Here is a 24,939-nt window from a genome sequence, read left to right on the forward strand (position 1 = left end):
TTCCTTAGTTCTGCACTTCTTGAGAGGTGAATTGCTGCTGGCAACGGCGTTTGCCCTGAGCCAACTGTTCCATAACGGTTTTCAGATTGTGCGTTGTGAGAGAGTAGTAGCGTTTAGCGACAATCGCGCTCAGCAAATAACAGATCGCCGGAACAATCGTGAATAGCGCGATAATGATGCTAATTGTGGCGCTGTTCTGCGCTTTTTCTGCTGCATCATATCCACCGTAAGCCAGCATCCATCCGATAAGTGCGCCTCCGAAGGCCAACCCCAGTTTGAGCACAAACAGCGTGCCAGCAAAACTGATCCCGGTGAGTCGTTTACCATTACACCACTCGCCGTAGTCAACGGTATCGGACATCATTACCCACTGGATAGGTGTCACCAGTTGATGCAACACACCAATCACGAAGATGAAGACAAACATGGTGATGCTGGCCTGCATGGGAACGAAGAACATCGCGAGGCTAATCACGGCCAGCAGGGCGTTCGTCCACCAGAAGACAGAGACTTTACATTTCCAGTCGGTCAGCGGTTTTGCCAGTGCGGAGCCAATCAGGTTACCCACGCAATAAGTAGTGAGAAAAGCGACAAACACTTCCGGCGTACCCAGAATCCACGTGACGTAATACATCATCGCCCCACCACGTACACACACCGCCAGAATATTAAAAATGGTGAGAATACCGACAATACGCCACTGGTCGTTTTGCCAGATATCACGTAAATCTTCCCGCATAGGCGTCGTCGTAGGTGGCGCTTCAACGCGTTCTTTAGTGGTGAAGAAACAGAAAGCCAGCATCATAAATGCCACCACGGAAAGCACCGCGATGCCGCCCTGGAAACCGAGTGGTTTATTATCACCACCAATTAAATTAACCAGCGGCATCATCAGCACAGTGGAGAGCATGCCTCCCGCGGTCGCCAGCACAAAACGCCAGGATTGCAGCGAGATACGCTGAGTCGGGTCATTGGTAATTACACCACCCAATGCGCAGTAAGGGATATTGACGACGGTATAAAGTAAGGTAAGTAGGGTATAAGTAATTGCTGCATAGATCATTTTACCGTTCATACTGAGATCTGGCGTGCTATATGCCAGTACACAGACCACACCAAATGGCAGTGCGCCAAACAGTACCCACGGTCGAAATTTACCCCAGCGAGAGCGCGTTCGATCGGCCAGCAACCCCATGCAAGGATCGGAAATCGCATCCAGTGCACGAGCGACCAAAAACATGGTTCCGACAAATCCGGCAGGAATACCAAAAATATCGGTGTAAAAGAACATCATATATAACATTACGTTATCGAAGATAATGTGGCTGGCGGCATCTCCCATGCCATAACCAATTTTCTCTTTAACGGACAACACTTCACTCTTCATCTGCTTTTCCTTGATGCTATGGGGGTGCTGAGACCGATAAAGAGTTTTGTAAACCATCCCTGCCAGAGTGAATATTCCGATATCTGGTTATTAATTTATGATTCTTGTTTTATGTGATCGTGGTAGCGATAAACCTACCCATATATCATTGGAATATATGATATTTATGTTAATTATAATGGGTTAGTGATAAAGCTTTGCGCATATTGCCCGGAAAAAAATGAACCAGGGGATGTAGAAACTCAAGGAAGTAGCTATAATGCGCCCCGCCTCCATGTAGCAATCGAGGCGCGGAAGATCGTCGTCTCCGGTGAGGCGGCTGGACTTCAAATCCAGTTGGGGCCGCCAGCGGTCCCGGGCAGGTTCGACTCCTGTGATCTTCCGCCAATTTGCCTCTTCTGAACTCTCCCGACATTCACAAAACCTCTTCTATTTCCTTATATACCTGGCTTTATTTGTATCCTGTGACCCGTCCTGAATAGCGTTATTTTTGGGGTATCAGGTTAGTTACTGGCGCACATCCCCCTGGATGATGGATTCGTCAAAAGCCGGAGGATGTCATGGCACTCGATTACCAGAAAGGCAGTGGGCATATCACATTCAAGCGGCTGGATCTGGTGGGTAAGATGAATGACATGGTGGCGAAGCACTATCCGTCAGCGTTATCAGCAAAATAACACTGTTCATATGCGGTTCTCTGGCATACTACGTGAGTTATAGCATTGCGGATTTGATTCTAACGGAGGCGGCATGTCAGACAAAGACTTAACCCAGTCCCCAGAAGGCGAATTTATTATGTTTGCCAGCGGTGACGGAGAAGTGCGTGTTGAATGTCGCTTTGAACAAGAAACACTCTGGCTCCCTCAGGCAACCATCGCAAACCTTTATCAGATCACTCCTCAGGCCGTCACGCAGCACATTAAAGCGATCTATGAAGAAGGCGAACTTGACCAAAACGCAACCTGTAAGTCTTACTTACAAGTTCAACAGGAAGGTAACCGCCAGGTAAGTCGCAACAAGCTACATTACAGCCTGCCTGTAATACTCGCTGTTGGCTATCGCGTTCGCTCGCCTCGCGGCACTCAATTCCGTCAGTGGGCAACGCAGACGCTTCAGGAATACCTGATCAAAGGTTTTGTGATGGACGATGAGCGACTGAAGAATCCCCCTGTCGGTTCATCGGTTGTGCCCGACTATTTTGATGAGATGCTCGAACGTATCCGCGATATTCGCGCCAGCGAGCGCCGGGTATATTTGCGGGTGCGGGAGATCTTTGCATTAGCTGCTGACTATCAGCCTTCGTTAAAAGAAACCACGCAATTTTTTCAAACCATCCAGAACAAACTGCATTTTGCCTGTACCGGGCATACCGCTGCTGAACTCATTCATCTGCGTGCCGATGCCAGCCAGCCGCATATGGGGCTGACCAGCTATAAAGGTGAAGAGGTGCGTAAGAGCGACGTGACGGTGGCAAAAAATTATCTCACCCAGGATGAAGTCAGCGAGCTTAATCGCGTGGTTAACATGTGGCTGGACTTTGCCGAGGATCAGGCCCGTCGTCGTCAGCAGGTCTTTTTGCGCGACTGGCAGGATAAGCTGGATCAGTTCCTGCAATTTAATGACCGTGAGGTTCTACACGGCGCGGGTAAAATCAGTAAGAAAATGGCCGATGAAAAAGCGCAGACGGAGTATGTTCAGTTTGCCAAACAACAACGGTGCTTAAAAGAGGCCGAAGGCGAGAAGGATATTGCCGCTTTGCTACAGTGGAATAAAGAGTCGAAAAAGTAGCTCAGAATGCCCCCAACTCCATATGCAAAACCATTTGGGGATACTTATGGGGGTTACTCATTTATCCAATTCAAAATATGAATATTAAATCAATAAATTAACCATCAAATACGACCCCGATAATCTTCCGCCAATTTGCCTCTTCTGAACTCTCCCGACATTCACAAAACCTCTTCTATTTCCTTATATACCAGGTTTTATTTGTATCCTGAGGTCAACCGACCTCAACCTGCGGCACGTTATTTTTGGGGGGTCATTGGGGGTATCTTACCTGACTGATCTGGCCGCAATCACCGGGAAATCCTGTTCCCCGATGCTGCTTCATATCGACCTGGCTTTACCAGCGCTAATGAAACAACGGGAGCTGAAGCTGGCATTCCCTGGGATTTCTGGCTTACTACTGCGCCTGTTTTTCAACAAATCAACAGCAAGCAGGAGAGATCGTCCCCGGTATTGATCATGTCGATCGCTTTATCCATCCGCTGATTGATAATTGGCGAATGCAAGGTTTTCTCAGCAAGGCTCGCCACAATCTTCAGCACCGTTGCCTCATCTGGAGTGACTTCCAGCGATATCACACTCAGCAAATGCTTTGTGTAGAAATAGTCGAGGATCAAACGGTAAACCTGGCGCATAACCGTTGAGAAATCAGCCTCAGGAAAATGGCTGTGGTAAATTTTGTAAGTCAGTAAATTGCGCAATACATGCGGAGCGCTGAGGATAGATTCCTGGCAAAGCTGCTGCCACTGCTTGTCCAGAACTGCAAACTTGTCAGCCAGAACCTGCTTATCCGGGCTGTTTGCTACGTCTAAATACACTGCCATCTTTCGATGCGCATCAGCAATAATACGATCCCTGCTGCTCTTATTCGCGACAAGCGAACCCAATACCGTCAGCGCACGCACCTTCAATCCCACCGACTCAGTAGGCGTTGATTGACTCATCAGGCTAATACCTGCCGCCAGCTCGCTTAATAACTCCTGATGGTACTGTTCAGCCTGCACAAAATAGCGGTGCAGATCGAACTCAATGCGCTGTAGGTAAACCATAAACTGTGCCAGCGCCATCAGATTCTCTTCAACGTTCAACGATGGCGACTGCAGGAGGTGCCAGGCAAAGAGATGCACAATCTGGTGGATCTGATTAACCGGCTGCCTGGCAGTGAAGGGGGTTTTCGCCTTCGCCAACAGCTCATCCTGTTCGTGCACTAACATGCTGTCGGCATCAAACAATACCAGTCGGGCTACTTCTGGACATGAGAGCACCATCGAATGGCGAGTTGTATCCGCGTAGTGCCTTTTGTTACGTGGATAAGTAGAACAGGTTTCTGAAAGCGCTTCTTCTCCCAGATCGCGATGAACCAGGCAGAGTTTATTTTCATCGAGAAACGGACACTGCCCCTGCGCGTCCAGTTTGATTATCGAATAGCGGCTTTTACCATTTCGCACCCGTAATAGATTCTCTTTCGCCAACTGGGCAATTTTCGGGTGTTGTTCGTTGAGGTAAGTATGATGGGTTTTCTTGTCGATGTGTATATTCCATCCCTGACAGCAGGAAATCAGGCAGTTGGGACCGACGCAGGAAAACTTCTTCACAAACTCGGGGGTTATTACTTTATGGATTTGCATAGCATTCTTCGCGTTTAAAAAGCGAACAGTAGCACGCTGTCAAAAAAAAGTGATAACGCCATAACATGACAGTTTAACAAGCATTTCACTGGTTTTATAAATATGCCTTGCACGAACACGGCCATCCTCGCCATTTTTGCTATCATGCCTGCAACATAAACGACAAAACAGTATGCAGAGGAAAATATGAGTTCCACCAGAAAGGGAATGCTGAACGTTCTAATTGCCGCCGTTTTGTGGGGGAGTTCAGGGGTCTGCGCACAATACATCATGGAGCAAAGCCAGATGTCATCGCAGTTTCTTACCATGACGCGACTGATATTTGCCGGGTTTATTCTGCTGACACTCTCATTTGTCCACGGCGATAAAGTCTTCTCAATCATTAGAAATCATAAAGATGCCATCAGCCTGCTGATTTTTTCCATCGTTGGCGCGCTGACCGTCCAGCTTACTTTCTTACTGACCATCGAAAAATCCAATGCCGCTACAGCAACGGTGCTGCAATTTTTATCACCAACGATTATCGTGGCCTGGTTCTCACTAGTACGTAAATCACGCCCCGGCATTCTGGTATTTACCGCGATTTTGACCTCTCTCGTGGGCACCTTTTTGTTGGTCACCCACGGTAATCCGACATCGTTATCGATCTCTCCCGCCGCGCTGTTCTGGGGGATAGCTTCAGCCTTCGCTGCCGCATTCTATACAACATACCCCTCAACGCTCATTGCCCGTTACGGCACGCTGCCCGTCGTTGGCTGGAGTATGCTCATTGGTGGTCTGATCCTGCTACCTTTTTATGCCGGGCAAGGAACAAATTTCGTGGTTAATGGCAGCCTGATCCTGGCGTTTTTCTATCTGGTGGTAATTGGAACTTCACTGACCTTTAGTCTGTATTTGAAGGGCGCACAGTTAATTGGCGGGCCGAAAGCCAGCATTTTGAGTTGCGCAGAACCGTTAAGTAGCGCGCTGCTTTCTTTGCTGTTACTGGGGATCACCTTCACATTACCAGACTGGTTAGGGACACTATTGATTCTTTCATCAGTAATATTAATTTCTGTAGATTCCCGCCGCCGCGCCAGAAAAATTTAACTATCCAGCGCGGTACGGTTGATGATTACCAGCCCGGCACCGCGCCACCGTTAAAGATAGTTTCTGCCGCTTTAGCCACTTCCGGTGATTGATAAGATTGCAAAAATTCCTTCACATTTTCTGCATCCTTATTATCTGCCCGCGCCACCAGAATATTCACATACGGCGAATTTTTATCTTCAATAAAAACGCTGTCATGCACCGGGGAAAGCCCGGTTTGCTGAATATAAGTCGTGCTGATAATTGCCACATCCACTTTCGGATCATCCAGCACTCGCGGTAATTGTGCCCCTTCCAGCTCCATTATCTGCAAATGGCGCGGGTTCCCGGTAATATCCAGCGCCGTTGGCAGTAAACCTTTTCCCTCTTGCAGGGTGATCAGTTTCTCTTTTTGCAGCAGTAACAGCGCACGCCCCAGATTGGTCGGATCATTCGGAATTGCTACTGTCGCCCCATCTTCTAGCTGATCGACCGTTTTGATTTTTTTCGAATAACCAGCCATCGGGAAGACAAAGGTATTTCCCACCGCCACCAGCTTGTAACCATGAGCCTGATTATCCTGTTCAAGGAAAGGGCGATGCTGGAAAACGTTGGCATCCAGTTCACCATGATTTGTTGCATCATTAGGCAGCAATGAGCCACTAAATCCTACCAGTTCAACCTCAAGGCCATACTTCTCTTTGGCCACTTTTTTAGCGACTTCCGCCACATCCTGTTCAGCACCGTTAATTACGCCAACTTTAATGTGTTTTGTATCGCTGCTTTGCTGGTCGCAGCCTGCCAGCAAGATCCCCGCCAGTAATAATGCAGCCCCTGTCCGTAGATGATGTGTTGTCAGTTTCATTTTTTATCCTTTTATTAATGATTACCTGACTATAGCGGTAAGGTCGCTGCGGTTTAAAAAACGAAACGCTATCGATAAGAATAAAAAGGAATAAAAGAGGCATATAAGGTCTGGCACTTCTTACTGACTACACAAGCGCGTTTCGTACAGCATGATGAGAGCGAATAAAGCAAACTACACTTATGCTTTATTCGATGCGCATTTGTAAGAGGTTGAATCCATGAAATCAACGACACTACTGCTTATTTTCACCGTTTTTACTGTGCCAGATATCGTATACGCCGAGTCACCTTTTAGCTCATTACAATCCGCAAAAGAGAAAAATACGGTATTGCAGGATTTGCGGAAAATTTGCACCCCACAGGCTTCATTGTCAGATGAAGCATGGGAAAAGTTAATGTTGTCAGATGAAGGCAATAAACAACACATACGCGAAGCCATCGTGGCGATGGAGCGTAATAATCAGAATAACTACTGGGAAGCGTTGGGTCGGGTAGAATGCCCGGATATGTAAGAGTGGCAATGACCTCTGACTAACGCCTCTTTAACCTGACATCAGGATTTCTTCATTTTCACCTTTGCGGTAACCAACAGTGCGGTAAGCAACATCAACGTACCGGACAATATTAACGGCGAAGTCAGGCCAATGTTATCCAACGCATAACCGCCGATTGCCGCGCCACAGGTATTGGCAAGCTGAATAACGGCCACCTGAATAGACCCGGCTTTTTCTGCTTGATCAGCCAGTGAGCGGGTGATCCACGTTGACCAGCCAACGGGAATTAAAGCAAAGGTCAGCCCCCAGATAATCGCCACGCCGGTAGCAACAATTTTATCGCTTCCCCACAACACCAGTATCAGCGCGCTAAAGGCGAGCACTAACGGTGCGCCCGCTAAGGCCAGTTTTACCGAACGTTTAAGAATGATCGACGAAAGCGATGTACCGACAAAGCTGGCGAGACCAAAACTCAGCAGTACCAGCGTTAAGCCATCTACGCCGAATCCCGCCAGATTCATATACACAGGGCGAATATAAGTGAAGAAAGCGAATTGCCCCGCAAAGGACATAAAGATAGCGATCATCCCGGCCATCACCCCCGGACGCTGCAACAGGCGGAAGGTATTTTGCTTCTGATGTGACGGTTCGCCAGGCAGTGAGGGCAATGATTTAATAATCCAGAAAATACACAGAACGCCCATCACTGCCGCCGCGTTAAAGACATTGCGCCAGCCGATAAGCTCGCCTAAAAAGCTGCCTAACGGCGCGGCAATCACCAGCGCGATAGAAACGGCACCGAAGATCACCGACAGAGCCTTCGGCACCATTCGAGGCGGCACCAGCCGCATGGTCAGCGACGCTGACATTGCCCAGAACCCACCCAGCGCCAGTCCCAGACAAGCGCGGCCGATTAACAACATCCTGAAGGAACCGGCAAAGGAAACCAGCAAGCAAGAGAGCGTCAGCAAAACGGCAAACAAAATAACAACGTAGCGACGGTCAGTGGCCTGAATTGTCTGGGTAATAAACAAACTGGCAAACATCGCTACAAAGGCGGTAATAGTCACCGATTGTCCGGCAACACCTTCCGAAATACCTAAATCCTGAGCCATTGGCGTCAATAAACTGACAGGCAAAAACTCAACGATAATCAGGCAAGCGACGCAAAACGCCACCGAGAAAACGGCTGACCAGTTCGGTCGGCTGATGGCACCCGCGCCGCGGTTTTCTGTAATAAATTCACTCATGGTGTTACTCGAGGCATGTTTCAGGGGAAAAGCCGACCACTTTAACATTGAAATGTGTGATGCATTTAACGTTTTTGCAACTTTTACGGTGTCGCATGAGGTAGGGGTAAGATTGAAACGGAACAAGACAAAGATTGCCGGATGCGGCGTGAACGCCTTATCCGTACTCGGTCTGTAGGCCTGATAAGACGCGCCAGCGTCGCATCAGGCAAAGCGGTTTTAATGCAGCCAGTGAACGCCCTCAGTAGGCTGAAAAAACGCGTTATAGCGCATCTGGAAAGCGGTAATTTCCTGCATTTCAGGCTCTGTCTCTCGTAGAAAACCCAGCGCCAGCCTCACCTGTGCATCGGTAATGGGTGCGGCGAGACGGGCTTTTTGCAAAATTCGATGCCACTGATGCAGGTTCTGTTCACTGCCATCGACAATGACAATTTGCCAGATGAGCAACACCTGCGCGGCGTTTTGCAAGTGCGACTCATCCGGGCGATGCAGATAACGTAAAAATTCGTCACCGGCTAATTTTCCCATCTGATCGACCATCGATTCGACAGGCACCACGTCAATATTCAGCCGATCGCTCAGGCGGCGAATCGCTTTTCTGGCCCCGGATGTCAGCACCCGAAAACCAACCACAAACACCACCGCCAGCGTGGCAAGCATTATCCAGATCATGAGTTCTCCTGCGTAAACGGCACTCATGATATCTGGAAACACTTATCAGATACTAATCCACCAGGATGATTTTCAACGCAAATAGCGCCGCTACCACCACCACACACAGGTTCAGATCGCGCCAGCGCCCGGTGCACACTTTCATGATGCAGTACGACATAAAGCCCAGCGCGATACCTTCAGTAATTGAAAAGGTAAAAGGCATCATTACCGTGGTAATAAATGCGGGCACCGATTCGGTAAAATCATCCCAGTTAACGCGCGCCAGACTTGAAGTCATCAACACACCAACAAAGATTAACGCCCCGGCGGTTGCGTAAGGAGGAACCATCGCCACCAGCGGCGAGAAAAACATAACCAGCAGGAACATAACGCCGACCACTACCGCAGTCAGCCCCGTGCGACCACCGACCGCCACACCAGAAGTACTTTCAATATAGGCGGTAACAGAAGAGGTGCCGATAAACGCGCCAGCCACCGAACTGACGCTATCGACATACAGCGCCTTATTCATATTCGGGAATTTACCGTGACTATCTATTAAGCCAGCTTTATCAGTTACGCCAATTAATGTTCCTGATGAATCAAATAGGTTGATCAACATAAAGGAGAAAATGATACCGGCCAGTTCAAGCGACAATGCTCCGCTCAAATCAACTTCACCAATAACACCGCTAATATCAGGTGGAATGGAATAGATGCCGCTAAAATGAACATCACCAAAAAATAATCCACAGCAGGAAGTAACAACAATAGAAACCAACACCGCGGCGTGAAAATTACGTGATGACAACACGGTTATAATAAAAAAACCTAAAATACCCAACAACACACCATGAGAACTTAAATCACCAATCATCACCAGCGTATCTTTATTGGCGACAATAACACCGGTGTTTTTTAATCCCATTAAGGCAATAAATAACCCGATGCCACTGGTGATACCAATACGTAAACTTAACGGAATGTTAGATATCATCCAGTAACGTATACGAAAAAGCGTGAGCAAAAATAGCCCTATTGCGCCCCAGAATATAGCGCCCATACCGGTCTGCCAGGAGATGCCCATTGCCCCCACCACCACAAACGCAAAGAAGGCATTCAGCCCCATTGCTGGAGCCAGCGCTACGGGTAAGTTAGCAAATATCCCCATCGCAATGCTGCCGATACCGGCAATCAGACAGGTGGTGACAAACACCACTTTCGGATCCATTTGCGCCGCACCGAGAATTTGCGGGTTAACGAAAACGATGTACACCATGGTTAAAAAAGTGGTCATCCCTGCAATCAATTCTGTGCGGACGGTGGTCCCATGTTGCGGCAGTTTAAATAATCGCGAAAGCGTCCCTGATTCATTACTCACGTAATCGGTATTGTCATTATTCATTTTTTTGTCCATTGAAGGAGATTTAATCCCTTGCTTTTGTAAAACAAATGACAACAACGGTTCAGTGATAATTATCACATTTCAATTGCACATTAATGGATATTCTTTAATAATCTCGCGACGTTTCTTTATGATAAATAATAATCAAACTGATAAAATCAAAATGAGAAAAACATGAATAATTCTATTAGCCATAAATTTCATCACATTAGTCGGGGCGAATACCAGGAATTGTTAGCCGTATCCCGTGGAGAAGCCGTTGCCGATTATATTATTGATAATGTCTCTATTCTGGATCTGATCAATGGCGGAGAAATTTCCGGCCCGATAGTGATTAAAGGGCGTTACATTGCCGGTGTTGGCGCAGAATACGCCGACGCTCCGGCTTTGCATCGAATTGATGCTAACGGCGCAACGGCAGTGCCGGGGTTTATTGATGCTCACCTGCATATTGAATCCAGCATGATGACGCCAGTCACCTTTGAAACCGCCACCCTGCCGCGTGGCCTGACAACCGTCATTTGCGACCCTCATGAAATCGTCAACGTCATGGGTGAAGCCGGATTCGCCTGGTTTGCCCGCTGCGCTGAACAGGCAAGGCAGAATCAGTATTTGCAGGTCAGTTCTTGCGTTCCCGCCCTGGAAGGCTGCGATGTAAACGGTGCCAGTTTTACCCTCGAACAGATGCTCACCTGGCGGGATCATCCGCAGGTTACCGGTCTGGCCGAGATGATGGACTATCCAGGCGTGATTAGCGGCCAAAATGCGCTACTCGATAAACTGGACGCGTTTCGCCATCTGACGCTGGACGGTCACTGTCCCGGTTTGGGTGGTAAAGAACTTAACGCTTATATTGCTGCGGGTATTGAAAACTGCCACGAAAGTTATCTGCTGGAAGAAGGTCGCCGGAAATTACAACTCGGTATGTCGTTGATGATCCGCGAAGGGTCCGCCGCCCGCAATCTCAATGCACTGGCACCGTTGATCAACGAATTTAACAGCCCGCAATGCATGCTCTGTACCGATGACCGTAACCCGTGGGAAATTGCCCATGAAGGGCATATCGACGCCTTAATCCGCCGCCTGATCGAACAACACAATGTGCCGCTGCATGTGGCATATCGTGTAGCCAGTTGGTCGACGGCGCGTCATTTTGGTCTTAATCATCTCGGTTTACTGGCACCAGGCAAACAGGCCGATATCGTTCTGCTAAGTGACGCGCGTAAGGTCACAGTACAACAGGTACTGGTGAAAGGCGAACCGATTGACGCACAAACCTTACAGGCACAAGAGTCGGTAAGACTGGCGCAATCTGCCCCGCCGTATGGCAATACCATTGCCCGCCAGCCAGTTTCCGCCAGCGACTTTGCGCTGCAATTTACTCCCGGAAAACGCTATCGTGTCATTGACGTTATTCATAACGAACTGATTACGCACTCCCGCTCCTGCGTTTACAGCGAAAACGGTTTTGATCGCGATGATGTGTGCTTTATTGCCGTGCTTGAGCGCTACGGGCAACGACTGGCTCCGGCCTGTGGTTTGCTCGGCGGCTTTGGCCTGAACGAAGGCGCGATGGCGGCGACGGTCAGCCATGACAGCCATAATATTGTGGTGATCGGTCGTAGCACCGAAGAAATGGCGCTGGCGGTGAATCAGGTTATTCAGGACGGCGGTGGGCTTTGCGTAGTACGTAACGGTCAGGTACAGAGCCACCTGCCGTTGCCCATTGCCGGGCTGATGAGCACCGACACAGCGCAGTCACTGGCGGAACAAATTGACGCATTGAAAGTCGCCGCCCGTGAATGTGGTCCACTACCGGATGAACCGTTTATTCAGATGGCATTTCTTTCCCTGCCAGTGATCCCCGCGCTGAAACTGACCAGCCAGGGTTTGTTTGATGGCGAAACGTTTTCCTTCACTACGCTTGAGATCGCGGAATAAAAAAAGCCCGGCATCATGCCGGGCAAAAGTCACCAGTTACGTTTATGCCACTGTCAACTGCTGAATTTTTTTCTCGCGGCGGATTTTGCGTTCTTCCATCACCGCGACTATCGCCATCAGGCAGATACAGCCAATTGCGGCGATATCCAGCGCGGCGAAGGTTCCAGCCCAGCCGGTAAGGCCGAATACCGGAGTACCATCGGCAATCATCCCCAGACCTAACTTGGCAAAGCTGTCACCAATCAGGTAGGCGAAGGTGCCTTTAATCCCGTCGGCAGCGCCGATCGCTTTTTTCGGTACAAAGCCAACAGCCGCCACGCCAATCAACAGTTGCGGACCAAATACCAGGAAACCTAATGCAAAGAGAGAAGCCAGGTAGATATATTGATTGCTGGCGTGCTGATACACACCGAGTGTCGCGATAATCAGTGCCAGCGCGATGCAGGCCACCAGGCCACGGCGACCATTCGCCAGGTCGGAGAGCCAGCCCCACAGCAGCGTACCGACCAGTGCGCCTGCTTCAAACAGCGTAAAGCCCTGAATCGCTACCGCTTTAGAGAGTTTGAGTTCCTGGAAAGCGTAGACGGTTGACCACTGGTCGATACCAATACGCACCACGTACAGGAAGATGTTGGCGAAGCACAGCAGCCAGATCACTTTGTTTTTCAAAACATATTCGACAAAGATCTGCCACTTGGTCATATCCGTGGATTCCGTCTCTTTGTCCTCTTCGCTGATCTCTTCACCGAACAGTTCTTCGGCTTTGCCAAGACCATAAGCTTCAGGGGAGTCACTTCCGTAACGCAGACCGATAAAACCGACAATCAGTGCAATAATCGACGGGAAAATAAACATGCCAATCACGTGGCCATCGAACAGGTAATTTGCGCCGAACAGCGCCACACCCGCCGCACCCGCGCCGCCGAGGTTGTGGGAAATGTTCCAGAAACCGAGGAACGTCCCGCGCTTACGACGCGGCGTCCATTTGGTGATGGTGGAGTAACTGCACGAACCGCCGGTGCTCTGGAAAAAGCCGCTTAAGGCGTAGAAAGCAATCATCAGGAACAGGCTAACCGAGCCGCTGCCCATACTGGCGCTGAACCCCAGCATACAAATAGCTGAAAGGATCAGCATGAATGGCAGGAACTGCTTAGTATTTTTGCCGTCAGCGTAATAGGAAACCAGCGTTTTACCCACGCCATAGGTGATGGAGAAGCCCAGTCCTATCATCCCCAACTGCGTCATGCTCAGCCCGTAGGTGGAGATCATGTCGTTCTGCGCAATGTTAAAGTTCTTACGAATCAGGTACATCGTCAGGTAGCCAATAAAGACCACCAGGTAGGATTGCATGAACGGTTTGAACCACATTTTGCGCCGCACTTCGAGCGGAAGATCCAGAGTCGGCTTGCGAACCTGGTTGAGGAAAGCCAGCATGGGTTACTCCTGAAATGAATACCTGCGTGAGGTATTCATTGTAAAAATCAGCAGCAAATCAGGCCTGGGATAGCGTCCAGGCAAAACCAGGAAAATTTCTTAGTTTTGCCGGATATGAAGTAAAAAGGTGAGATGCATCACGCTTCGCGTGGTGCCTGAGCATTCAAAAAGGGCAGTAACAGCAGCGCCGAAATCCCAGCGGCGATAGCGATAACCACAAAAAAACCGCTCCAGTGCCAGGTATCGAGCACTTTCGCCAGCGGCCAACCGGCGAGCGATGCCCCAAGATAAGCAAACAAGCCGACAAACCCCGTCGCTGCCCCTGCCGCCTCTTTGTGAGAACACTCTGCCGCTGCCATGCCGATTAACATCTGCGGGCCAAAAACAAAAAAGCCAATGGTGAAAAAGCAGGTCGCCTGCATCACGTAACTGGCAAACGGCATCAGCCACAGCGAGCCGACAGAAAGCAAAATCCCCGCGGCGAATATCAAATTCATCGGCCCACGGTTACCGTTAAACAGTTTGTCCGATCCCCAGCCTGCAACCAGCGCACCGATAAATCCGCCCAGTTCAAACATGGTTACCGCGGTATTCGCCGTCACCAAATCGACGCCCAGCGTCTCGGACATGTACAAGTTGCCCCAGTCGTTAATCGCTGCACGAACCACGTAAACCAGCACGTAGCAGAACGAAAGCAGCCAGATGTATGGATTCAGCAACACATATTTGGTGAGGATCTCTTTACGTGTCAACCCCGCCCCTTCCTGTTGCTGGGCTACCTCCAGTGCGTCGTGCCGCCATTCTCCGACCGCCGGTAAACCTAACGCCTGCGGGCGGTCGCGTAGCCGCCAGCAGAGAAAAACCCCCACTATAATGGCTAAACTTCCGGCAATCATCATCCCGATACGCCAGCTATAATGCAGCGCAACTGCCGCCATCACGATGGGGATCAACGCACCGCCAACGTTATGTGCCGTATTCCACAGCGCCCACCAACCGCCACGCTCGGTACGTGAATACCAGGCAGTTAACAGACGCGCACAAACCGGCGACCCCCAGCCCTGGAAAAAGGCGTTCAACACCCAGAGCACGGCAAACGCCCATAGCGAAGTGGAAAATCCAAACAGAATGTTGATGATGCCAGTCGCGATAAGCCCAATCCCCATAAAATAACGCGCATTTGAGCGGTCGCTGACAATGCCGGAGACAAACTTCGACAAACCGTAGGTGATATAAAACAGGGTTGCTAACAGGCCAATATCGCTACGACTTAGCACGCCGGTAGCAAGGATTTCCGGCATAGCGGCGTTAAAACTTTTACGCGTGAAATAAAACAGCGCATAACCTAACCAGATGGTCAACAAAATATGCCGACGCCAGTAGCGGTAGCAGGCATCAATTTCACGTTTATCACTCATCAGCGGCGCGTCGGCAGGCGCTTTCAGAAACTGCAACATCATCAAGCCTTAGACATAACGTTGGGGGAGAGAGACACTGACGCGTGTGCCGTGCAGACAGGAGATGGTTAAGGTGCCGCCCAGCGCCGTTACACGCTCACGCATTCCGGTGAGGCCAAAACCGTGTTGCCCTGAGTCTGGCGGCAAACCGCTACCATCGTCTTCAATCACCAGCATTAACCGCTCATCCTGCTGCCAGCCTTGCAGCGTGACCGCACTGGCATCGGCATGTTTCACAATGTTGTTCAGCCCTTCCTGGCAGACACGAAACAGCGTTACTCGCTGGTTTTCACTTAACGCCGATTCATCTATCCGCCATTCGAGATGACTGATAATACCGCGCCCCTCCAGTTCCATTTCTCGCATCAGTGAACGGATGGCCTGCTCAAGAGTGAGGTCATCCAACTGACGTGGGCGTAACCGCCCTAACAAGCGGCGCACCGCGTCGTAAACGCCCAGCGACAGTTGTTCGATTAGCTGCCCACTCTGCTTCACACTGGCGTTATCCGCTGCCAATCGCTGAACAATGCCCGCCTGAGTGCGAATAGCGGTGATGGTCTGGCCGATATCATCGTGCAGTTCACGCGCTACGTCGCGGCGCACGCTCTCTTCGGTTTCCAGCAAACGTTCGGCAAGATGCTGATTGCGCGCCAGTTCCTTTTGCAGCGACTGGTTAAGCTCGCGCAGTCGCTGAATACCTGCACCAAGCAACAAGCCTGTAAGGCTTTGCACCAGCAGCGAGAGCAATAAATCCACCGGATGATCATGCCATGTCTGGCTGGCAATCAACGCAATGGCGTTCATCAGCGTCGCAATCAGCGCTCCTTGCCAGCCATAGTGCCAGGCCAGGGCAATAATCGGCAGCGCCAGGCAGAATGGCGTAAAGCGCGACAGTTCGTTCGGCAGCCCCAGTTGCAGCCAGAGACTGATAACAAACAGCAGCAAGTACCAGACCAGATGGCGTCCACGCCAGTTTATCGGCTGAGAAACCAGCGACGGCCCCAGCGGTAGCCAGGTGTTATTCGCCAGGTAATGCCAGAACACGAGACAAACAGGAGCCAGCGTCAGACCGCCAGTTAAGGTCAATAACAGCGCGTTCCACGACTCGTTTCCATACCTGTGCCAAAGCCAGGGCAGTGACTGTAACAACGCTGCCGCCGTCAACGCTGCTCCTTGTAACAGCAACGTGCGCCAGTCACGCTGATGGCGATAGCGAGAAATCAACGCCACGGGCAGTAACGTCAGTAAACTACCGATCATCAATAACGGAAAATGCGTTAACCCAACCGCCTGCATCAACCAGTAAATCAGCAACCATTCCGCGCCCAGCAATACGGGCCAGTATCCGCGCGGGCATTGCAACATCAGTCCCAGCCGCAAGCCAAACGGGAACAGCAGCACAGCCAGCTCCGGGCGTTCAACCAAATGCAGGCTGATACTCCACAGGCAAAACCACGCGGCAGAGAAAATAAAAAAGCAGGCAATAACGGTAATTAAGCGGGAAAAAAACGTCTTCATCACCAGCCATCAAACATACGGCGAGCCAGTTCAACGTCGTTACTGACGCCCAGTTTTTCCATCAGATTAGCGCGATGTACGTGCACTGTTTTAGGCGACAACCCCAGTTCAGCGGCGATCTCTTTTACTGCCATCCCTTGCGCCAGCTTTTCCGCCACCTGACGTTCGCGTTTGGTCAGTGGATCCTGGCGGCCGGATGCCAGCTTAATGGCGATGTCCGGCGTCAGATAACAGCCGCCCGTGGCAACTGTATGCACGGCGGCGATCAGTTCGTCCGGGCTACAACGTTTGGAGAGAAAACCGCGCGCGCCCGCATTAAGCGCCTGTTCAACCAGCGCCGGACTGTCATGAACGGAGAGCATAATTGTCGCCATCCCTTTTGGTAGCAGACTTAGCAACTCCAGCCCCGAAATATCCGGCATTGAGATGTCGCAAATACACACCTGCACACCGCGCCCAGGCAATCCGGCCAGCGCCTCGCGCCCCGAGCCAAACTCAGCAACTACCTGCAAATCAGGTTCCAGCCCCAGCAACTGCGCAAAGCCGGAGCGGACGATAAGGTGATCGTCTATAAGGGCAACGGTGATCATGGTCTTGTCCTGGCGGGTAAAAAAACGCGCTTACCTTAACGATAAGCGCGCCGCTGTTCAAGCCTTGAGCGGTTACTGAAAGAACACTGCAATCTTGTTAAACATGGTCGGGTCAGACTGATTACGCTGCACTTTGACCACATCTTCCAGTTTGTCGATTTGGCTTATCATCTGCTCCAGCCGCTGGTCATCATTAACCAGTAGCCAAATATGGCTTTTGTCGCTGTCCTGAATCGGCAGGCAGAGAATACCCTCGACGTTAAAGGCGCGGCGGGCAAAAAGCCCACAAACGTGGGTCATTACGCCCGGATGGTTGCGAACGGTGAGTTCCAGAATCACGTTGTCATGAGTTGTGTTTTGCATGGTTTATTCCCCCACCATTTCAGTATTCGCCGCACCTGGCGGCACCATCGGGTAAACTTTTTCTTCGGCATCAATGCGCACGTGGATCAGCGCCGGGCCAGGGCGATTAATAATTTCCTGCAACGCGGCCTGCGGATCGGCTTCGTTATTCAAATCACAGGTTTCGAGGCCGAATCCGGCGGCTATTTGCATAAAGTTGATTTTGCCCGGATAGGTGGCGGCAAAAACGCCCTGCTTGTAGAACAGGCTTTGCTGCTGATGCACCAACCCTAACGCTTCGTTGTTCATCAGAATGATTTTGACATCCAGTTGGTTTTCGCTGGCGGTGGCCATCTCCTGAATATTCATCATCAGACTGCCGTCACCGGAGAAACATAAAACTTTGCGATCCGGGTTTGCCAGCGCTGCGCCAATCGCCGCTGGCAGGCCAAAGCCCATGGTTCCCAGCCCACCGGAGGTCAGCCACTGACGAGGACGATTGAGCGGATACGCTTGTGCGGTCCACATCTGGTGCTGACCAACATCGGTCGTGATAATCGCGTTGTCATCCACACAGGCGGCAACGGCGTTGATCAGGCCGTAATGCGTTAACGGATCGCATGCTTTCGGGATAGGGCACGGGAATTCGCGTTGTAAATCAGCCACCTGTTGGTGCCACTCTGTACGCGGTTGGACTTCCACCTGTGGGATTAATTGCGCCAACACATCATCAACATCCGCCTGAATCGCCACGTGCGCTTGCTTAACTTTGCCCAGCTCTGCGCGGTCGATATCAACATGAATGATTTTCGCGTTCGGGCAGAACTCCTCGGTTTTGCCTATCGCCCGATCATCAAAACGTGCACCGAGAACAATCAGCAGATCCGCCTCCTGCAAGATAAAGTTGGTGCTGCGTACACCGTGCATTCCCAGCATACCCAGCGACAGCGGATGCGCTTTTGGCAACATGCCCAGCGCCATTAAGGTCATGGTGGTGGGCAGTTGCGCTTTCTCTGCCAGTTCACGCACCCGCGCAGGCGCGTTGATCACACCGCCTCCCAGATAAAGCACCGGGCGTTTGGCTGCGTTAATCATCGCTGCCGCGTCACGAATGCTCTCTTCACTAAAGGCAGGCGCGGCGGCTTTTTCTACCGGAGCAGGTTGTTCTTCAATCTCAAAAACCGCTGTTTGCACATCCTTAGGAATGTCTATCCACACCGGGCCAGGGCGGCCTGATTGCGCAATGCGAAAGGCATCGCTCATGACCTGCGGAAGTTCTTCGATATGTCTGACCAGATAGTTATGTTTGGTGATGGGGATAGAGATGCCGTAGGTATCGACTTCCTGGAAGGCGTCGGTGCCAATCATTGAGGCCGGAACCTGACCGGTGATGCAAATCAGCGGAATGGAGTCCAGCCTCGCATCGGCAATGGCAGTCACCAGATTAGTCGCTCCCGGCCCACTGCAGGCCATGCAAACCGCTGGTTTTCCGTCGGTGCGCGCCATCCCCTGGGCGATAAATCCCGCTCCTTGTTCGTGACGGGCCAGAATATGGCGGATTTGTGTACTTTGGCTTAAGGCGTCATAGACAGGGAGAATTGAGCCACCAGGGATCCCCGTCACAACCTTAATGCCCTGTTGTTCCAGGAAATAAACGATAAATTCTGCGCCAGTAAAGCGCTTACGTGTCGATGTTGTGCCCGAACTTGCCATGCTCCAGTCCTTTTCTTCTGGGCCGACTTTCCGGGGGTGCTTAAACGAAAAACCCCGCCCGGTTTGCGCCGGCGGGGTTTTGGAATCGTGTGTTGTTCCAGTCCCTACGGCGCATTGCCGACGACCACCACCACACGCACGACGACCACTGCGGCGGATGGCGCAGTTGGTAGTAGTTTTGCGTTGAGCATGGAAGTAGTCATTGGGGACCTTGTTTGTTTTGTGTTTAACAATATTTATACAAGCACAGGTTTACAGGAGAGACAATGGAAAATTTTTCATCAGGGAAAAAATGAGGGACTGATCACGTTTTGTACTGAAACGTAAGAAGTAAAAGACCACCTCCTGAGGAGGTGGTCTTTTACATTCTGCTGGCAGATTCGTGTCGATGCGATGCTGACGCATCGTATCTACAGAATTTATTTAAACTACAATCCATTCCGGAAACATTTATTGCCGCTGTTGTTTATATATTCTGCCGCTTCGTTATTCATCATTCCATATATATATCTGGCTAACATTTATCAATGTGATAGATTCCTCTCCCGCATTTATTGGAATGCGTAGCAACTTATTCTAAATATTCTTATATAAGCATCTGTGATAATGAAAACGCATAGAAACATCAATTTATTATTGATGTTGGTATTACTCGTGGCTGTCGGTCAGATGGCACAAACTATTTATATTCCAGCTATTGCCGATATGGCGCGCGATCTCAACGTCCGTGAAGGGGCGGTGCAGAGCGTAATGGGCGCGTATCTGCTGACCTACGGTGTCTCACAACTGTTTTATGGCCCAATTTCCGACCGTGTGGGTCGCCGCCCGGTGATCCTCGTCGGAATGTCCATTTTTATGTTAGCAACGCTGGTGGCGGTCACCACCTCCAGCCTGACGGTATTAATTACTGCCAGCGCAATGCAGGGAATGGGAACCGGTGTCGGTGGTGTGATGGCGCGTACATTACCGCGTGATCTGTATGAACGGACACAGCTACGTCACGCTAATAGCATGTTAAATATGGGTATTCTCGTCAGCCCTTTGCTTGCGCCATTAATTGGCGGTCTGCTGAATACCATGTGGAACTGGCGGGCCTGTTACCTGTTTTTGCTGGTGCTCTGTGCCGGTGTGACGTTCAGTATGGCGCGCTGGATGCCGGAAACGCGCCCTGTCGATGCGCCACGCACGCGCCTACTGACCAGTTATAAAACTCTTTTCGGTAACGGCGGTTTCAACTGCTATTTACTGATGCTTATTGGCGGTCTGGCAGGAATTGCCGCTTTCGAAGCCTGTTCTGGTGTGTTGATGGGCGCAGTATTAGGGCTGAGCAGTATGACGGTCAGTATTTTATTTATTCTGCCAATCCCGGCGGCATTTTTCGGCGCATGGTTTGCCGGACGCCCGAATAAACGGTTCTCTTCGTTAATGTGGCAGTCAGTTATCTGTTGCCTGCTGGCAGGACTGATGATGTGGATCCCTGGCTGGTTTGGTGTGATGAATGTCTGGACACTACTCGTTCCCGCCGCGCTGTTCTTTTTTGGTGCCGGAATGCTATTTCCGCTGGCCACCAGCGGCGCGATGGAGCCGTTTCCATTCCTGGCAGGTACTGCTGGCGCACTGGTTGGCGGCCTGCAAAACATTGGTTCCGGCGTACTGGCGTCGCTCTCTGCGATGCTGCCGCAAACCGGCCAGGGAAGTCTGGGGCTGTTGATGACCTTAATGGGGTTATTGATTGTGCTTTGCTGGCTGCCGCTGGCAACGCGGATATCACACCAGGGGCAGGCCGTTTAAGCTCGCATCACCGCAGCATCGTCATCAACTCCATGGGAGAACGATGCTGCTTTATCAAGTCGCGCATCACCCGCATGTACGGTGCCGAGTGGGAATAAAAAGCTTGATAGCCAGCACAAAGCACGTCGTCCGGCTGATCATCCCATGCTTGTGGGCAAAGACGATGCCAGTCACATCCCTGACAGCCTCGCCGGGGTTGCAGTTTTTCGCTCCTGCACCATTTTTGCAGGGTGGCGTCGAAAAGCTCAATTGATATACGACTGATATCTGCCCGCACCCAACACTCGAACAGGGCAATTAAAAATTGCCCCCACAGCTCCTCTGTCATCGAAGCTGCCGTCAGCTCGCCCCGGTCATCAAATTCAATGTGGGGAATAAGTTGCACGGAGCGGATGCCTCGCTGTTTGAAATTTTGATAAAAATCGGCAGGTTGCAGAGCGTCTTTATACTCTATAACCAATTTGTGCCTGTCCTCTTCAGCATTTCTAACCTGACTTCCTGTCATGTGATTCTCTCAATTAATACGATAATTTGATGTATATGCGTTACAGCAAACAGTATTGCAAGAGATAACACCGCGAGGGAGATCATAAATTTGTCACGGATTACGTAAAATTGGGAAAAATCGCTATTAGTGACATCCATTAAATTGCGATTGCGGGTATAGCGCCAGAGGATCAATGCCACAAAGGAAAGGATGCCAATAGAAATCCAGAACAATGTGCCTGACTGATGCCAGTTGTGTTTGATTGCCAACGCCATCAACGCACCGTAACCCAGCATGGTGCGAAACCATGCCAGCGATGTGCGTTCCGGCTGAAGACCCGGGTCGGCAATCCGTCTGGCTTTGCGGCTATCCGGCATACAGTACCAGTCCCATAACGATCACCGCCACAATCATCAATATTAAGCTAATGATTAATAAGCTGTTGGTGTAGGGTAAATCTTCTTTCAGACGCATCGCCTTTTCGTTACGTAGCCAGCGCAGGTAACCATACATCGCTAACCCGCCGGAAAACAGACACAACAACAATGCCAGCAGTTCGCGAATGACCGGCGTGGCGAAATCCGGCGCAAGCTGATCCAGCCCAACACCTGCCGCCAGAAAACCCAGCGCAGTTCGGATCCACGCCAGAAAGGTACGCTCATTAGCCAGAGAAAAACGGTAATCGGGCGCTTCTCCGAGTCGGGAAATTTTCACTATGGCTCCTTAGTCGTTTCGCAATAGCGATGTCTTATTCGTCTATTTTTAGGAATGTCGTCCGGCGCTTTCCTGATATGCTTGCCATCCGCTACAAGGAGGTCAGATGGGTATCATAGCGCAAAATAAAATCAGTTCACTGGGTATGCTGTTCGGTGCTATCGCTTTAATAATGGGCATTATCCACTTTTCATTCGGCCCTTTTTCCACGCCGTCGCCAACGCTGGAAAGCGTTATTGCAGAAAAAACGGCGGAAATTAAAAGAGGTCTTCTCGCCGGAATAAAAGGCGAAAAAATCACCACGACGCAGAAAAAAGAGGACGTTGATGTCGATAAAATCCTCGATCACGGCGGTATCGCCCTGGCCATTGCCGCGCTACTCTGCGCGTTTGTTGCCGGTATGCGTAAAGAAAATCGCTGGGGCATTCGCGGTGCACTGTTTTTTGGTAGCGGGACGCTGGCTTTCCATACCTTGCTTTTTGGTATCGGCATCATCTGTGGAATTGTGCTGATATTCCTGATCTTTTCTTTCCTGACCGGTGGTTCACTGGTTTAAGTAACTCAGTAATGTTCAGAAACGCCTGTGAATACCGGGTGGAGTACCATTTACGGCGACTCCACCCGGAAAAGGGTTAACCTATGCCCCAGAAAAGCACCGCAAGTAACTGTGGTGTGATGATGCGCAGAAACATGACTAATGGATACACCGTGGCGTAAGAGAGAGCCGCTGCACCACTGGTTGGATGAAGATTATTGGCAAACGCCAGCGCCGGTGGATCGGTCATTGAACCCGCCAACATCCCACACATAGTGAGATAATTCATTTTGGCTAACATCCGCGCCAGAATGCCGGCTGTGATCAGCGGAATCGCGGTAATCAATGCACCATAGCCTATCCAACTTAGCCCTTCGCCATTAACCAATGTATGGATAAAATCGCCGCCGGATTTCAGACCAACAACTGAAAGGAACAGTACGATACCCAGTTCGCGCAGTGCCAGGTTGGCACTTGGCGGCATAAACCAGTACAGCTTACCGATACTGCCGATACGTCCAAGGATCAGCGCCATAATCAGCGGACCACCCGCCAGCCCCAGCTTCAACGCCGCCGGGAATCCTGGCACGAACACCGGAATGGAGCCTAACAATACGCCAAGACCGATACCAATAAACACGGGTAACATCTGAACCTGTTGCAGTTTTTGCTGCGCATTACCTAATACATTGGCAACGGCATCAATAGCCGACGGGCGTCCAACCAGGTTGAGGATATCGCCAAATTGCAGGCTAATATCGCCACTGGCGACCAGTTCAACCCCGGCACGATTCAGTCGCGAAATGACGACATCATAGCGCTCCTTAAAATGCAGGTCGCGAATACGCTTGCCTAGCACATTTTCATTGGTGACCACCACGCGTTCGACACGCAAATCGGTGCCTTTCGTCGACAGCGAAGTATCCACTTCCTGACCAATCACCAGTTGTGCATTATGTAAATCCGCAGGCTGCCCCACCAGATGCAGTAAATCTCCCAACTGAATAATGGTCTCTGGCGAAGGTACTTTTAGGGTTTCTTCTCGTTTCAATCGCGAGCAGATAACTTTATCGCCATTGAGAATCGGCACATCTTTAATGGCTAAATTATGCAAATTAGGATTCTCAACACGGATATTAATCGTCCTGATTAGCGCACCGCCGTTGGTTCGTGTCGACTCGTGCTGCAGGGCTTCCGTCTCAACATTGACGCGAAAAATAACCCGCAGTATCCACATGGTGAACAAAATCCCGCAAATGCCGAATGGATACGCCATCGCATAGCTCATCCCCATCTGATCAACCATCTCCATCGGTGTGCCGAGGTCGCGTAAGATCTGCTGACCTGCGCCCAGCGCTGGCGTATTGGTGACCGCGCCGGAGAAAATCCCCAGCACCACGGGAAGTGGGATATCGAACAATTTATGCAGGATGGCGGTGACCAGGCCACCGATGATGACAACCAAAACGGCAAACAAATTAAGGCGTAATCCGGAGACACGCAACGAGGCAAAGAATCCCGGCCCCACTTGAATGCCGATAGTGTAAACGAACAGGATCAGACCAAATTCCTGGATAACATGCAGCATGTCGCTACTTAATGTCATCCCAGCCTGTGAAACAAAATGGCCGACGATGATCCCACCGAACAGTACGCCGCCAATGCCCAATCCAACGCCGCGAAACTTGACGTTGCCGATAAACAAACCGACGACCGCCACCAAAGCCAGAATACTGACTGTTAATGCTATATCACTCATCGTCCATTTCTCTTGAGATAACATTTTAATTGCTATGGATTATGGCTGAATCGGTGAAGCAGATTTGCCTTATGGCGCACATTATCACGGGAAAGAGAGTGCAGGAACATCTTAAAT

The 24,939-nt window shown here is 50.5% G+C and carries 22 protein-coding genes, 1 tRNA gene and 3 pseudogenes; 9 read left to right on the top strand and 17 right to left on the bottom strand.

Going from position 1 to position 24,939, the window contains the following annotated elements; translation table 11 throughout:
• Window positions 1–4 precede the first annotated feature (4 nt).
• Complete coding sequence (locus tag A9587_RS09785) at window positions 5–1,387, bottom strand: glycoside-pentoside-hexuronide family transporter (RefSeq protein WP_000834449.1); 1,383 nt, start codon at window positions 1,385–1,387, stop codon at window positions 5–7.
• A 292-nt stretch (window positions 1,388–1,679) separates the two neighbouring features.
• On the opposite strand from A9587_RS09785, the gene A9587_RS09790 reads away from it, so the two are divergent.
• The 3 genes and pseudogenes from A9587_RS09790 to A9587_RS09800 all read left to right on the top strand — a co-directional run bounded on the left by A9587_RS09790 (window position 1,680) and on the right by A9587_RS09800 (window position 3,175).
• Window positions 1,680–1,774, top strand: a tRNA-Sec gene (locus A9587_RS09790).
• A gap of 185 nt (window positions 1,775–1,959) precedes the next feature.
• Window positions 1,960–2,064, top strand: a pseudogene (locus A9587_RS09795) (DUF4942 domain-containing protein); the annotation flags it as partial.
• A gap of 73 nt (window positions 2,065–2,137) precedes the next feature.
• On the top strand, window positions 2,138–3,175 hold the full coding sequence (locus tag A9587_RS09800) for a virulence RhuM family protein (RefSeq protein ID WP_001280590.1): 1,038 nt from the start codon (window positions 2,138–2,140) through the stop codon (window positions 3,173–3,175).
• A gap of 413 nt (window positions 3,176–3,588) precedes the next feature.
• Here A9587_RS09800 and fliB read toward each other — a convergent pair whose 3' ends face one another.
• A complete protein-coding gene (gene fliB / locus A9587_RS09810) occupies window positions 3,589–4,803 on the bottom strand; it encodes a flagellin lysine-N-methylase (RefSeq protein ID WP_001517443.1) in 1,215 nt (404 codons plus the stop codon).
• A gap of 186 nt (window positions 4,804–4,989) precedes the next feature.
• Between fliB and A9587_RS09815 the strand changes: the two are divergent.
• Window positions 4,990–5,914: pseudogene (locus A9587_RS09815) on the top strand (carboxylate/amino acid/amine transporter).
• Window positions 5,915–5,917: 3 nt separating this feature from the next.
• Here the strand turns inward: A9587_RS09815 and nlpA are convergent.
• A complete protein-coding gene (gene nlpA, locus A9587_RS09820; RefSeq protein WP_000779416.1) occupies window positions 5,918–6,736 on the bottom strand; it encodes a lipoprotein NlpA in 819 nt (272 codons plus the stop codon).
• A gap of 220 nt (window positions 6,737–6,956) precedes the next feature.
• On the opposite strand from nlpA, the gene yicS reads away from it, so the two are divergent.
• Window positions 6,957–7,250 carry a protein YicS gene (yicS, locus tag A9587_RS09825; protein ID WP_000843473.1) on the top strand — a complete coding sequence of 98 codons (294 nt, stop codon included), beginning with the start codon at window positions 6,957–6,959 and terminating at the stop codon, window positions 7,248–7,250.
• 41 nt (window positions 7,251–7,291) lie between these two features.
• On the opposite strand, the gene nepI is transcribed toward yicS, so the two are convergent.
• The 3 genes from nepI to adeQ all read right to left on the bottom strand — a co-directional run bounded on the left by nepI (window position 7,292) and on the right by adeQ (window position 10,541).
• Window positions 7,292–8,482: a purine ribonucleoside efflux pump NepI gene (nepI, locus tag A9587_RS09830; protein WP_105263483.1), complete on the bottom strand. Its 1,191-nt coding sequence runs from the start codon at window positions 8,480–8,482 to the stop codon at window positions 7,292–7,294.
• A 219-nt stretch (window positions 8,483–8,701) separates the two neighbouring features.
• Window positions 8,702–9,154, bottom strand: coding sequence for a DUF1198 domain-containing protein (locus A9587_RS09840; RefSeq protein ID WP_001517442.1), 453 nt, complete (start codon window positions 9,152–9,154; stop codon window positions 8,702–8,704).
• 52 nt (window positions 9,155–9,206) lie between these two features.
• The gene (gene adeQ, locus A9587_RS09845) at window positions 9,207–10,541 is read right to left on the bottom strand and encodes an adenine permease AdeQ (RefSeq protein WP_010377843.1); all 1,335 of its coding nucleotides are present in this window, start codon (window positions 10,539–10,541) and stop codon (window positions 9,207–9,209) included.
• Between the two features lie 174 nt (window positions 10,542–10,715).
• On the opposite strand from adeQ, the gene adeD reads away from it, so the two are divergent.
• A complete protein-coding gene (adeD, locus tag A9587_RS09850; protein WP_061090988.1) occupies window positions 10,716–12,482 on the top strand; it encodes an adenine deaminase in 1,767 nt (588 codons plus the stop codon).
• 42 nt (window positions 12,483–12,524) lie between these two features.
• Here the strand turns inward: adeD and uhpT are convergent, their stop codons facing one another.
• From uhpT to ivbL, 7 genes are all read right to left on the bottom strand, one after another.
• On the bottom strand, window positions 12,525–13,916 hold the full coding sequence (gene uhpT / locus A9587_RS09855; protein WP_000879190.1) for a hexose-6-phosphate:phosphate antiporter: 1,392 nt from the start codon (window positions 13,914–13,916) through the stop codon (window positions 12,525–12,527).
• Between the two features lie 137 nt (window positions 13,917–14,053).
• Window positions 14,054–15,373, bottom strand: a complete 1,320-nt coding sequence (gene uhpC / locus A9587_RS09860) for an MFS transporter family glucose-6-phosphate receptor UhpC (protein WP_001517439.1) — start codon at window positions 15,371–15,373, stop codon at window positions 14,054–14,056.
• A gap of 9 nt (window positions 15,374–15,382) precedes the next feature.
• The gene (uhpB, locus tag A9587_RS09865) at window positions 15,383–16,891 is read right to left on the bottom strand and encodes a signal transduction histidine-protein kinase/phosphatase UhpB (RefSeq protein ID WP_001517438.1); all 1,509 of its coding nucleotides are present in this window, start codon (window positions 16,889–16,891) and stop codon (window positions 15,383–15,385) included.
• Window positions 16,891–17,481: a transcriptional regulator UhpA gene (gene uhpA, locus A9587_RS09870; protein ID WP_000633662.1), complete on the bottom strand. Its 591-nt coding sequence runs from the start codon at window positions 17,479–17,481 to the stop codon at window positions 16,891–16,893. The genes uhpB and uhpA overlap by 1 nt, the downstream gene beginning before the upstream one ends.
• A 72-nt stretch (window positions 17,482–17,553) precedes the next feature.
• On the bottom strand, window positions 17,554–17,844 hold the full coding sequence (gene ilvN, locus A9587_RS09875) for an acetolactate synthase small subunit (protein WP_001181706.1): 291 nt from the start codon (window positions 17,842–17,844) through the stop codon (window positions 17,554–17,556).
• A gap of 3 nt (window positions 17,845–17,847) precedes the next feature.
• Entirely contained in the window at window positions 17,848–19,536 is a 1,689-nt protein-coding gene (ilvB, locus tag A9587_RS09880; RefSeq protein WP_105263484.1) for an acetolactate synthase large subunit, read from the bottom strand.
• A gap of 104 nt (window positions 19,537–19,640) precedes the next feature.
• Window positions 19,641–19,739, bottom strand: coding sequence for an ilvB operon leader peptide IvbL (gene ivbL, locus A9587_RS09885; protein ID WP_001300753.1), 99 nt, complete (start codon window positions 19,737–19,739; stop codon window positions 19,641–19,643).
• A 403-nt stretch (window positions 19,740–20,142) separates the two neighbouring features.
• Here ivbL and emrD point away from each other — a divergent pair, with 403 nt between their 5' ends.
• A complete protein-coding gene (gene emrD, locus A9587_RS09890; RefSeq protein WP_001517436.1) occupies window positions 20,143–21,327 on the top strand; it encodes a multidrug efflux MFS transporter EmrD in 1,185 nt (394 codons plus the stop codon).
• 7 nt (window positions 21,328–21,334) lie between these two features.
• Here the strand turns inward: emrD and A9587_RS09895 are convergent, their stop codons facing one another.
• The 3 genes from A9587_RS09895 to A9587_RS09905 are packed head-to-tail and all read right to left on the bottom strand — an operon-like array spanning window position 21,335 to window position 22,528.
• A complete protein-coding gene (locus A9587_RS09895; RefSeq protein WP_000148082.1) occupies window positions 21,335–21,832 on the bottom strand; it encodes a radical SAM protein in 498 nt (165 codons plus the stop codon).
• On the bottom strand, window positions 21,829–22,191 hold the full coding sequence (locus tag A9587_RS09900; RefSeq protein ID WP_001113441.1) for a DUF202 domain-containing protein: 363 nt from the start codon (window positions 22,189–22,191) through the stop codon (window positions 21,829–21,831). The genes A9587_RS09895 and A9587_RS09900 overlap by 4 nt, the downstream gene beginning before the upstream one ends.
• Window positions 22,181–22,528 carry a YidH family protein gene (locus tag A9587_RS09905; RefSeq protein WP_000703955.1) on the bottom strand — a complete coding sequence of 116 codons (348 nt, stop codon included), beginning with the start codon at window positions 22,526–22,528 and terminating at the stop codon, window positions 22,181–22,183. The genes A9587_RS09900 and A9587_RS09905 overlap by 11 nt, the downstream gene beginning before the upstream one ends.
• A gap of 106 nt (window positions 22,529–22,634) precedes the next feature.
• On the opposite strand from A9587_RS09905, the gene yidI reads away from it, so the two are divergent.
• Window positions 22,635–23,084, top strand: coding sequence for a protein YidI (gene yidI, locus A9587_RS09910; RefSeq protein ID WP_105263485.1), 450 nt, complete (start codon window positions 22,635–22,637; stop codon window positions 23,082–23,084).
• Window positions 23,081–23,164 (top strand): annotated as a pseudogene (locus A9587_RS24715) (GntR family transcriptional regulator); the annotation flags it as partial. The gene yidI and the pseudogene A9587_RS24715, both read left to right, overlap by 4 nt.
• Here the strand turns inward: A9587_RS24715 and A9587_RS09915 are convergent.
• On the bottom strand, window positions 23,161–24,822 hold the full coding sequence (locus A9587_RS09915; RefSeq protein WP_001279777.1) for a putative transporter: 1,662 nt from the start codon (window positions 24,820–24,822) through the stop codon (window positions 23,161–23,163). The pseudogene A9587_RS24715 and the gene A9587_RS09915 overlap by 4 nt on opposite strands.
• Window positions 24,823–24,939 lie beyond the last annotated feature (117 nt).

This window comes from Escherichia sp. MOD1-EC6162, from assembly GCF_002965125.1.
GTDB classification, from domain to species: Bacteria; Pseudomonadota; Gammaproteobacteria; order Enterobacterales; family Enterobacteriaceae; genus Escherichia; species Escherichia marmotae.